Below are 12135 nucleotides of genomic sequence, written 5' to 3'. Positions count from 1 at the left end.
GAACTCGCGCACGCCCTCGTCCTTGCCGACGCGGTTGAGGAGGCGTTCGGTTACCGCGACGGGGGTGGCGACCGAGCTTACGCGCAGGGTGGACCAGGTGTCGGTCGCCGGGGCGGGCACTCGGGCGCCGAGTGCGGCGTCGGGGGCGCTGACCTGGGCGGCCCAATAGTCGCGCTGGGCCAGCACTTCCGGTTCGCTCGCGCGCTGCCACATGGCTTCCGACCACTGCCGGTAGGAGGTGAACTCGGGCAGCATCTTCGGCGTGACACCTGCCTGGACCTGCTGCCAGGCGGCGGCCAGGCCATCGATCATGATGTGCCAGGAGACCACGTCGACGGCGAGGTGGTGGATCGACAGCAACAACACGTCGCCTTGATCGGCGGTCGCTTCCGCCCCGGCCCCATCGGCTTCAGCTGCGTCCGCCCCAGCTGAAGTACCCGAGTTTGCGGTCACGTCCCCACCGCAGTCCGTGGCTGTCACCACAGCGGTCGCGTCGGAGTCGGCAGAAGTACCACCGTTCGTGGCCGCCGTCGAACCGGGGAACCACACCGCGCGAACCATCTCGCCCGCACGCGGATCGATGGCGTCGTTGGCGACGCGCGCGAATTCGGTGATGGCCGAGTCGAGTTCGGAACCGGAGAGCCCGCGGGGCGCCTCGATCACGACATCGGACGCGTTCACCACACCGGGCGGACGGGTGACTATGCGCGGCCCGTCGGGGGTGTCGGCGAGGACGGCGCGCAGAGTGTCGTGCGCGTCGATCAACGCCTGCAGCGTGGAATCCAGTCCGGCACGGTCGATTCCGGCGGGCAGGCGCAGCAGCGCGCTCTGGGTGAAGCGGCGGTAGTTGCCGTACTCGTACATCCAGGAGACCACCGGCAGCGGCGGCACCACACCGTAGGCGTCGGCGCCGGACTGGGCGGCGACCGCGGGGCCGTCGTCCGCGGCGGCGGCGAGTTCGCGAATGGTGGGGCAGGCCAGCACCATTCGCGGGTTGAGTGCGATGCCGCGACGGCGGGCCTTGTTGACCAGGGAGATCGCGACGATGCTGTCGACGCCCAGTTCGTAGAAGTCGGCGTCGACGCCGGGGGCGCGGCCGTCGAACAGTTCGGCGAAGACCTCGCTCAGCGCGATCTCGGTGGGGGTCTCGGCGGCGGCATTGCCGTCGGCGGCCGAGAGGGTTTCGGTGGCGAGCTCGTGCAGGGCGTGGCCGTCGAGCTTGCCGTTGACGTTCACCGGGAGTTGGTCGAGGACGACGATCCGCGCGGGAATCATGTACGCGGGCAGGCGCTGTGCCAGATCGGCGCGCACGCGGCTGACGACCACCGCGCGGCCCGCCTTGCCGACGACGAAGCCGACCAGCGACGCACCACCGGCGCGGCGCACCACGGTGACCGCGGCGGTGTCGATATCGGCGGAGCGACGCAGCGCGGTCTCGATCTCGCCGACCTCGATGCGGTAGCCGCGCACCTTGACCTGCGCGTCGGCGCGGCCGAGGTAGCCGAAGCGGCCGCCGGGCAGCCTGCGGACGAGGTCGCCGGTGCGGTACATGCGCTGGCCGGGGCGGTGCGGGTCGGCGCAGAAGCGATCGGCGGTGATGGCGGGCTTGCCGAGGTAGCCGCGGGCCAGCTGCACGCCGGACAGGTAGAGCTCGCCGACGATGCCGGGCGGCACCGGGCGCAGGCGCGAGTCCAGCACGTACCCGGCCATGCCGCCGTTGGCGGTGCCGATGGTCGGGATCTCCGAGGTGGCGACCGGCGCGACCACGGCCTCGACGGTGGTCTCGGTGGGGCCGTAGCAGTTGTAGACAGCCGTGCCGGGCAGGGCGCGCAGTCGCGCCCACAGGGCGGTGTCGATGGCCTCGCCGCCGAGGGCGAGCACCGGCAGGTCGCGGTCGAGCAGGCCCGCCGCCGCCAGCTGCGCCAGCATGGACGGGGTGGTATCGATCATGTCGATGCCGAATTCGGCCATGCCGGAGACGATTCGGTGCGCGTCGCGCATCTCCTCGGCGTCGAACAGGTGCAGTGCCTGACCAGCGAAGAAGCCGACCATGGGCTGCCAGGAGGCATCGAACCCGAGCGACCAGGCGTGCGCGATCCGCAGCGGGCGGCCGAGTTTCGCCATCGCGGGGCGGTAGAAGCGCTCGAGGTGGTCGGCGAAGTAGCCGGCCAGTGCGGCATTGGTGCCGACGACACCCTTGGGCTCGCCGGTTGAACCGGAAGTGAAGATGATGTAGGCGCTGTGCTCGAGTTCGCGGCGGACCGCGGGGGCTTGCGCGGGGCGGGCGGCGATGCGTTGGACGACGGCGGGATCGTCGATAACCAGTGCCTGTACGGATCGCTGGTCGGGCAACGCCGAGTCATCACCAGCGTTGCTCGAAGGCACAACCGCGTTGCCGAGCCGATCGCCGGCGGCCGCCACCCCGGTGCTGTCCGGCACTTCGGCAGCCGATCCCACACCGTCCGCCGTGTCGGCGACTGAACCCGCGCTGTCCTGCGAGCCTGGCGCATTCGCAGCGCCGAGCACGGCGCCCGTCGAACCGACGGTGACACCGTCAAGCAGAGCGTGGTCCTTCTCGAGGACGACGGCGAGCACCGGGTTCGACTGGCGCAGAATCGATTCGATGCGGCCCGCAGGCAGCGAGATATCGACCGGCACATAGGCGGCGCCTGCGGCGAAGGTCGCCAGGACGGCGATGATCGACGTGGTGCTACGCGGGAGCATCAGGGCGACAACGGTTTCCGGGCCGACGCCGTGGGCGGCGAACTCCCCCGCCATGCGGCAGGCCTGGTCGTGCAGCTCGCGGTAGGTGAAGACCTCGCCGGCGGTGGTGGTGAGCGCGACCGCATCCGGCGTCGCGGTGGCCTGCTGTGCGAACAGCTCCCAGGGAGTCGCCGTCAAAGCTGGCGCGATATCGGTTGCCGCCGAATGCAGTTCAGCGTGTTCGTCGGCGGTGAGCAGATCGATCGCGTCGAGGGTAGCCTCGGCGTCGAGCTGCGGCAGGGTGCGTAGCACGGTGACCAGGCGCTCGCCGAGGTCGGCGGGGTCGAGGTGGCCGAGCAGGGCCGGGATCGCCTCGACCAGGACGAGCAGGTCGCCCTCGCTCAGGTGCGAGACCACGGTGAGTGGGTAGTGGGCGAGGCTCTCCATCTCGATCGGCCGGAACTGCGCGCCGTCGGGGGCGGTGACCGTCTGGATGGCGTCGTCGATGGGGGCGTTCTCGAAGACGAACAGGGTGTCGAACAGGGCGCCGTGCCCGGCCGCGCGCTGCAGGGTGGACAGGCTGAGGTAGCCGATGTCGCGCATCGCGGACGAATCACGCTGCAGGCGTGCGCAGTGCGCGACCACCGGCTCGGCGGGGTCGAGCCGGTGCACGACCGGCACGGTGTTGATGAACAAGCCGACCATGCCCTCCACGCCGGCGAGCTTCTCGGGGCGGCCGGAGATGGTGGTGCCGTAGACGACGTCGCGACGGTCGGTGATCCGGCCGAGCAGCAGCGTCCAGGCGAACTGGACGGCGGTATTGAGCGTCATGCCGTTGGCGCGCGCCCACTGCTTCAGCTGCTCGGTCTCGGTGGCGGACAGGCGAAGTCGCGTCGTTTGCGGCACTGCGGAACCGCGATCGCCGGTGCCGTCGGCGAGCACCAGGGGCGCGCTGACCTGCCGCAGGTAGTCGGCCCAGCGGCGGGCGGCGGCGTCGTGGTCCTGGGCGCCGAGCCAGCCGATGTAGTCGCGGTAGGGGCGCGGGGCGGGCAGGCCGTCGAGGCTGCCGCCCGCGCGGTAGACGGCGAGCAGTTCGGTGAAGAACACCGCGACCGCCCAGCCGTCCATGAGGATGTGGTGGGCGGTGAGGATCATCCGCTTGCGCGGTGCGGGCGCGTCGGTGACGTTCAGCAGCAGCACCCGCAGCGCGGGGCCGCGGCTGAGCACGAACGGCACCCGGCGCTCCGACTCGGCGATCGCGTCGAATTCCGTTGTCCGCGCGCCACGCTCGGTCCAGGGCAGTTCGGCGCGGGACGGGATGATCTGCACCGGCTTGGGCACGTCGGTGTCCCAGAACGCGGCGCGCAGGTTCGGATGCCGGTCGAGCATCGCCTGGGCGCTGCGCCGCAGCAGGTCGGTGTCGAGCGGTCCGTCGATGTCGACCACGAATTGCATCGTGTACAGGTCGATCTCGGTCCCGGCCAGCCGCGACAGGGAGAACAGCCCCTCCTGCAGCGGGCTCAGCGCGAGTACGTCTTCGATCTGCGGCGCACTCATGCTGCGTCCTCTCCTAGCTGATTGGTCGTGCTGTGCCGGAGCCACGGCCGCCGGTCTGCCGCGCGTCGGGGGCGGCTCATGTCGAAATCCGCGCGCCGCGCCGCGCTCGATGCCGTGTTGTCGCACGACATCGAGCGCTGGTGCCTGCTCGCCGAACCGCTCATCCCTGTGCGGACCACGCGGCTGTCAGCGCGGAAAGGGCGTCCGAGTCCAGTCCGGATGCGCTCATCGGTGCGTGCGTAACCTGTTCGGGCTCTTCGGCCTTCGCCTGGTCGACCGGCGCGGCGGCGTCCACCGCGGCGGCGAGTTCGGTGATCGTGGCGCACTCGAACACCAGCTGCGGGGTCAGCGGCAGGCCGAGTTCCACGGCGCGGGCCGACCACTGGATGGAGATGACGCTGTCACCGCCGAGACCGAAGAAGTTGTCTTCACCGGTGACGTCGTCGATCTCGAGCAGCTCCTCGATCAGCGTGATCAGGGTGCGCTCGGTGTCGGAGCCTGCCACCGCGTCGGTGGCGACGGCGGTCGCGGCGACCGGCGCCGGGGCGGCCAGGAGTCGCTCGAGGTCCGCCGCGGGCAGTACCCGCAGGTCGGCGACCGGCAGGTCAGGGGTCTCGGCGAAGGCGCGCAGGGTGGCGGCGAGCGCGTCGGCGATGAGGGCCGCGGTGGCCGGATCGTAGAGGTCGGCGTTGACGACGACGCGCACGTCCATGCCGCCGTCGGCGGTCACGTTCAGGCTCAGGTTCAGGTCAAGGAACGAGACGTCGAAGTCGGCGGGCAGCACCGTGACCGTCGACGCGCCCGAGGACGCGAACGGCAGCGTGGTGGGTGCCCAGTCGGCGCCGCGGAAGTGGATCATGCTCTGGAACAACGGGTTCCGTGAGCGGGAACGGCGCGGGTTGAGCGCCTCGACGAGACGTTCGACCGGCAGTTCCTGGTGCGCGTTGGCGTCTAGCACGACATTGCGGGCACCGGTCACGGTGTCGCGCAAGGTCGGTGCGCCCGACAGGTCGTTGCGCAGGACCACCATGTTGGCGAACAGGCCGATCAGGTTCGTGGTCGCCGGATCGGTACGAGCCGCCACCGGGGTGCCGAGGGTGATGTCGGTACCGCCGCCGAGGGTGTGCAGCAGCGTGGCGGCCGCGGCCTGGCAGACCATGAATTCGGTGGCGCCGCTGCGCATCGCGAGCGATTCGAGCCCCGACCGCACGGTGGCCGGCAGCGAGAAGGTGACCACCTCGCCGCGCTTACCGAGCACCGGCGGACGCGGGCGGTCGTGGGCGACCGCGATCTCCTCGGGCACACCGGCCAGCTGGGTTCGCCAGAACTCGATCTGGGTCTGCGCGAACTCGCTCGGCGTTGTCTGGTCGAACAGTTCACGCTGCCACAGGGCGTAGTCGGCGAACTGGATCGGCAGCGGGCTCCAGCCCGGCGCGTCACCCTGTTCGCCGCGCGCCCGGTAGGCGACGGTGAGGTCGTCGAGCAGCACGCCGAAGGACGCGTGGTCGGCGACGATGTGGTGCACCAGCAGCGACAGCACGTGGGTGTCCGCGTCGAGCACGAGCAGTTCGGCGCGGATCAGCGGCTCGCCGTCGAGGGTGAACGCGTAGCCGGCGATGGCCGCCAGTTCCGCGGTGAGCTCGCCGGGGACGATCTCTCTGATGGGCAGCGGCACCGCGGTGGCCGGGTGCACGACCTGGTAGGGGACGCCGTCGTGTTCGGGGAAGGTGGTGCGCAGAGACTCGTGCCGGGCGACGACGTCGTCGAGCGCCGAACGCAGTGCGGCGATGTCGAGGGCGCCATCGAAACGCATGGCCAGCGGCAGATTGCCGACCGAGCCCGCGCCTTCCATGCGGTACTGGAACCACATGGCCAGCTGCGAGTACGACAGCGGAATCCGCTCGCCGCGCGCGCGTCCGCCGATCTCCGGGCGGCTCGAACGAGCGGAGACAGCGGATCGTTGGGCGCTGGAACCTGCCGCAGAGCTGGTGCCGCCGCCTGCGAGTGAGTCGGCGCCTGCGAGTGAGTCGGCGCCCGAAGCGAGGGCGGCCGTATCTCCCTCAGCGATGCCGATGCCGGCGGGAGCCGACTCGCCGTCAGCGGCAGCGCCCGCCGACCCGTCGGAAGCTGAACCGACGCTCGGGTCCGCAGCGGGTTCGTCGCCGAAATCGGAGTCGACAGCATCGAGATCGATATCGAATTCGGCCAGGAAGCGGGCGACCAGGTTGGCTGCCAGGGCAGCGGGGGTCGGGCTGTCGAAGACGACGCGAACGTCCAGCTCGACGCCGAACTCGGCCCGCACCTGGGCGACCAGACGCGCGGCCAGCAGCGAGTGTCCGCCGAGTTCGAAGAACGAGTCCTCCGCGCCGACCTCGTCGAGGTTGAACAGGGCGCCGAACAGGGCGCACACCTTGCGCTCGGTGGCCGTGGCCGGGGCGCGGTGGGTGCGCACCACGGCGGGGGTCGCCGCGGGCAGCGCGCGCTTGTCGAGCTTGCCGTTGACGGTCAGCGGGATCTCGGGGATCACCGCGAACGCGCTGGGCACCATGAACTCCGGCAGCGCGCCGGATGCGAAAGCGTGCACCTGCTCGAGGTCGACGGTGCCCTCGGCGGGCACCACGTAGGCGGCCAGCATGGCGCCGATGGCGGGGTCCTCGGTCACCACGACGACGCAGCGGGCGACGGCGGGATGCGCGGCGATCGCGGCCTCGACCTCGCCGAGTTCGATGCGGAAGCCGCGCACCTTGACCTGCTCGTCGGCACGACCGACGAAATCGAGCTCGCCGAAGCTGTTGCGGCGCACCAGGTCACCGGAGCGGTACAGCCGCGCGCCGGGCGTGAACGGGTCGGCGACGAAACGCTGCGCGCTCAGTGCGGGGCGGTCGAGGTAGCCGCGGGCCAGCTGGTCGCCGCCCAGGTACAGCTCGCCGACGACACCGTCGGGCACCAGCTGCAGCGCCTCGTCGAGGACGTAGGTGTAGACGTTGCGGTTGGGGAAGCCGATCGGCACCACACCGGTGCCCTGCGGACCCTCGACCGGCATGTGCGTCGAGCAGACCACGGCCTCGGTCGGGCCGTAGTAGTTGCCCAGTTCGGCCTCGAGTGTGGTGGCGAACCGGTCGGCGACCTCACCGGGCAGCGCCTCGCCGCCGACGGGAACCTGGCGCAGCGACCGCCATTCGCTCACCTCCGGCATCAACAGGAAGGTGCTGAGCATCGAGGGCACCATGTGCAGCACCGTCACCTGGCGGCGGGTGATGAGGTCGGCGACGTAGCGGATATCGCGGAAAGCGTTGGGCTTGGGCACGATCAGCTGCGCGCCGACCGTGAGGGTGATGGCGATGTCGACCAGCGAGGCGTCGAAACTCACCGACGAGGACTGCATCAGCCGGTCCTGGGCGGTCATGTTCCAGTCGGCGGTGAAGCAGACGATGTGTTCGGCGATCGCCGAGTGCGGCACCGGAACACCCTTGGGCTTGCCGGTCGAGCCGGAGGTATAGATGACGTAGGCGAGGTTCGCGGGCAGCAGCGGGCGCCGCCGGTCCGCGTCCGTCGGCGCGGTCGCGGGCAGCTCGGCCGCCATCGACTCCGCGGCCGCCAATTCGACTGCGCCGAGCAGCAATCGGGGGTTCGCGTCCTCGACCAGGTACTCGATCCGGTCCTGCGGGTAGGCCGGGTCGATCGGCAGATACGCACCGCCCGCCTTCAGCACCGCGAGCACAGCGACGATGAACTCCACCGAGGTGCCCAGGCGCAGGCCGACGATGTCCTCGGTGCCGATGCCCTGCCCGATCAGCCAGTGCGCCAACCGGTTCGCGCGCGCGTGCAGCGCGCCGTAGGTGAGCTCGATGTCGTCGGAGGCCAGGGCGATGGCGTCGGGGGTGGCGGCAGCGGCGGCCTCCAGCAGGGCGACGAGGGTGGTCGCGGGCTGGTCGACGAGCACACCGTGCGAGCGCTCCAGCAGCGCGGCACGGTCGGCGGCGCCGAGCATGTCGAGGTCGCCGAGCCTGCGCCGCGGGTCGCGCAGCGCGGCGTCGAGGAGCTGGCCGAAGTGCACGAGCAGCTGGTCGACGATGGCTTCGGTGAGCACGTCGGTCTGGTATTCGGCTTCGACCACCGCGGTGCCGTCGTCCTCGAGGACGATGGCCAGCGCCAGCGGCACCTGCGCGCTCGCGGCGCCAAGGTCGAGCTGGGTGGAGGTGACGCCGTCGATGGCGAAACCGTCGGCGCTCTTGCGGACGCTGAAGCCGAGCCGGACCAGCTGGTCCATGCCGTCGCGACCGGCTACGCGGTCCGGGTTCGCTTCGCGGACCACACGATCGATGCCGACGCCGCGTCGCGCGAAGGCGCCGGCGCAGGTGTCGCGCACAGCGGCGACGAGGTGGGCGAAGTCGTCGCGCGCGCCGAGGGTGGCGCGCAGCAGCAGGGTGTTGCCGAAGTAGCCGATGAGCTGTTCGGTGCCCGCGGGGCGGTCGGTCACCGGGATGGAGACGAGGAAGTCCTCGGCGGCGGTGTAGCGGTGCACGAGGGCGTCGAAACCGGCCAGCAGCACCATGAACGGGGTCGCGGCCTGTTCGCGCGCGAACTGCTCGGTGCGGGTGACCAGGTCGGCGGGGAGGCGGTGGGTGCGGCGCTGGGCGTTGCGGCCAGGGTTGGCGGCGGCGGAGCCGGGCAACTCGAGTGGCTCGGGCAGCGGGCGCAGGGCATCCCGCCAGTAGGCGACGTCGTCTTCAGCCGGTTCCGCGGTCGGTGCGATCGCGGCGAACTGCACGGTGTCGGCCGGGGCAGCACCGGCACTTCGATAGGCGGCGTTCAGCTCGGCGAAGAACACGGCCCAGGAGTCGTCGTCCCAGCAGATGTGGTGGATGGCGAACAGCACCACGTGCTCGTCGGCACCGGTGCGGATCAGGGTGGCGCGCAGCGGCAGTTGGGTGCCGAGGGCGAAGGGGCGGCCGAACTCGCGCCGGGCCAGCACCTCCACCCGCAGGTCACGACCGGATTCGGCGAGGTCGGTCAGGTCGTGGGTCTGCCATTCGGCGCGCGCGTCGTCGGTGAACACCTGGAACGGCTCGCCGTCGGCGTCCGCGCCGTAGGTGCTGCGCAGGATGTCGTGGCGGGCCACCACCGTGTCGAAGGCGGCGTGCAGCCGGTCGGCGTCGAGCGGGCCGGTGAGCCGGTAGGCGACGCAGATGGTGAGGGCGGTGTCGTCGGCGTCGCGGGTCTGCAGGAACCACATGCGGCGCTGGCCTGGCGTGAGCGGACGCCGCTCGCCCGCCGCGATCCGCGGCACGGCGACGGGTTCGGTGGTGGCGGCGGCCATGCCGCTCGCGCGCAGTTTCTGCTGCAGCAGCAGCTTGCGGCGTTCCGCGACGGACAGGGTGGCTTCGGTGTCTGACATGTTCTTTCGGCCCCTCAGCCCTGGTTGGTGTTCTGTGCCATCAGCAGCACGACATCGTCGAGCGACGCGCCGCCGAGAATCGCCGCGACCGGCAGATCGCGATCCAGTTCCGCCTTGACCCGCTTGCGGAAGTCCAAGGCCTGCAACGAGTCGAGGCCGAGGGCGACCAACGGCATGGTGGCGTCGATGGATTCGGCGCTGTCGCCACCGATCACCTTGAGTAGTTCGGTCCGCATGCGCAGGTCGAGCGGGGCGCTGTCGGCCGGTGCGCTCGCCGGCGCCGCGACCTGCACGGTCGGCACATCGCCGGTGACAGACACGGCGGTCGCCGACGAACCCGACTGCCGCACAGGCGAATTCGACTCCAGACCGGTGAGCACACTGTCCTGCCCGAAGGCGCCGAGCACCTCGCGCAGGAAGTCCCAATCGGCGGCGATGATCATGCCGTCGCGGACGGGCTCGGCGAGTCCGGCTTCGATCGCGTCGGCGGGCACCATCGGGAACACGCCCGCCTCTTCCACGCGGGCGAAACCGGCGTCGTCGAGCGGACCGGCCACGCTCCACAGACCCCACTGCAGGCTGGCCGCGGCGATGCCACGGGCGCGCAGCCTGCGGGCGGCGACGTCGAGCATGCGGTTGGTCACCGCGTACAGGATCTGGCCGCGGCCACCCAGCGTCGCCGCCATGGACGAGCACAGCAGGACACGGGCGTTGCCGGCCAGCGGTGCGGCGTCGACGAGGTTGTCCAAGCCGCGCAGTTTGGCGCTGGCGGCGGTGTGGACATCGTCGGCGGTGATCTGGTCGAGTTCGGCGTTGACATAGTTGACGGCGGCGTGGATGACCAGGTCGACCGGGCGATCGGCGATCTCGGCGCCGAAGGCGGCGGCCGCATCGGCATCGCTCACGTCGCAGGCTCGCACCACGATCTCGGTGCTGCCGAGACCACGCAGGCGAGTCAGTTCGCCTGCCAGCGCCTCGGTTTCGCCGCTGCGGCTGAGCAGGGTGACGCGACCGGCGCCGGTCCGCGCGAGATGGTCGGTGAAACGCAGACCCAGCTGGCCGGTGCCACCGACGATCACGACATGATCGAGATCGGTTCCGAGCGAACTTGTTTCGACGGCGGTATCGGGAACCAGGCGCTTCACGAACACTTTGCCCGACCGCAGCGCCAGCTCGGCCTCACCCGTGGAGTGCACGGCGCCGACGATCTTGGCGGCCTGCGCGGACGCGGGTTCGTTCGCGGCGAGATCGAGATGCCGGAACAGGATGCCGGGATGTTCGATACCGACACTGCGGAATCCGGCGGTGACGCCCGACTGGAACAGGCCGGGGGCCGGATCGCCGTCGTGCACGGTCTCGCCGCCGACGGTCAGCAGCCAGCACTCGCCGCCGGGGCGCAGTGCGGATAGCGCTGGGGCCCAAACACGTTCGGCGAAGAACTCGGTCAGCGCGTCGACCGCACCGGCACTGTCGTCGGCGGCGGTCGGCGGGAGCAGGATGATCACGGTGTCAGCAGCGGGCGCGTCGGTAGCCGACTGGCCACCGGGGGTGGTGCCGTCGAGCGCTGCCCGGCCATTCGCCTGCGCACCCGGCACGCTCGCGCCGTTCGCCTGCGCACCTAGCGGCCCCGCACCGTTCGCCTGTGCACCCGGCACGGTCGCTGCGGTCGAGCCGCTCGTGTCAGCATTCTGCCGACTGACGTGGGCAGCCCCGAGTCCGTTCGGAGCGAGAACGCGCGCGTCGGCGCCATGGCGGTCGGCAGCGGTGACCAGTGCGGCGGCCAGCTCGGCGCAATCGCCCGTCGGGTCGACAAGGAGCAGACTGCGCGGCGCGGTCAGCGACCGGCGCTGCAGCGGGGTCCACTGTTCGACCAGCCGTTGCGGTTTCGGCGTGGTGACCACGAGTTCGGTGGGGGTCTCGTGTGCGCCGAGGGGCGCCCACAGGCGCTTGGGCGCGGTGACCGTGTGCGGGAAATCGCGCAGCGGGAGGGTGACGGTGTCGTCGACACGCAGTGCGTCCCAGCGGTAGTCGGCGTCGAGGACGGCGACCTGGGCCAGGTTGCGGGTGAACTCGGACAGGCCGCTCGCGGTGCGCAGGGAGGTGCCGAGTACGCGGAAGTCGCGCGGGGGCAGGCCGGGGCGGTTCGGGACAAGGCCGAGGTTTTCCTGCAGGGCCAGCTGCAGAACCGGGTGTTCGGCGATCTCGATCAGCAGGTCGACACCGTCGCTGCCCGCGGAGATGACGGCGCGGTCGAATCGGACGCGGTTGCGCAGGTTCCAGTACCAGTACTCGTCGTGGGCGAGGTCGGCGGTGATGGCCTCACCGAGAGTCGCGCCGTAGCAGGCGATCTCGGATTCGGAGAAGTGGGTGCCGCTCATCTCGTCGCCGAGCAGGTTCTCGAACTCGGCGCGCAGTTCGGCGACGATCGAGGTGTGCGCGGGGTAGGCGACGCGGATCTCCTTGGCGAACTGGCCCTG

At 70.9% G+C, this 12135-nt stretch carries 3 protein-coding genes; all 3 read right to left on the bottom strand.

Annotation, left to right across the window (positions count from 1 at the left end; genetic code table 11):
• A partial coding sequence (locus tag ACFWPJ_RS12720; RefSeq protein WP_378850283.1) for a condensation domain-containing protein occupies positions 1-4260 on the bottom strand: 4260 nt, incomplete at its 3' end.
• Positions 4261-4420: 160 nt separating this feature from the next.
• A complete protein-coding gene (locus ACFWPJ_RS12715; protein WP_378850280.1) occupies positions 4421-9658 on the bottom strand; it encodes an amino acid adenylation domain-containing protein in 5238 nt (1745 codons plus the stop codon).
• Between the two features lie 14 nt (positions 9659-9672).
• On the bottom strand, positions 9673-12135 hold a 2463-nt coding region (locus ACFWPJ_RS12710), incomplete at its 5' end, for an SDR family NAD(P)-dependent oxidoreductase (protein ID WP_378850277.1).

Source organism: Nocardia sp. NPDC058497 (assembly GCF_042720195.1).
Taxonomy (GTDB): Bacteria; Actinomycetota; Actinomycetes; order Mycobacteriales; family Mycobacteriaceae; genus Nocardia.
This window is presented reverse-complemented; position numbering and strand designations above follow the sequence as displayed.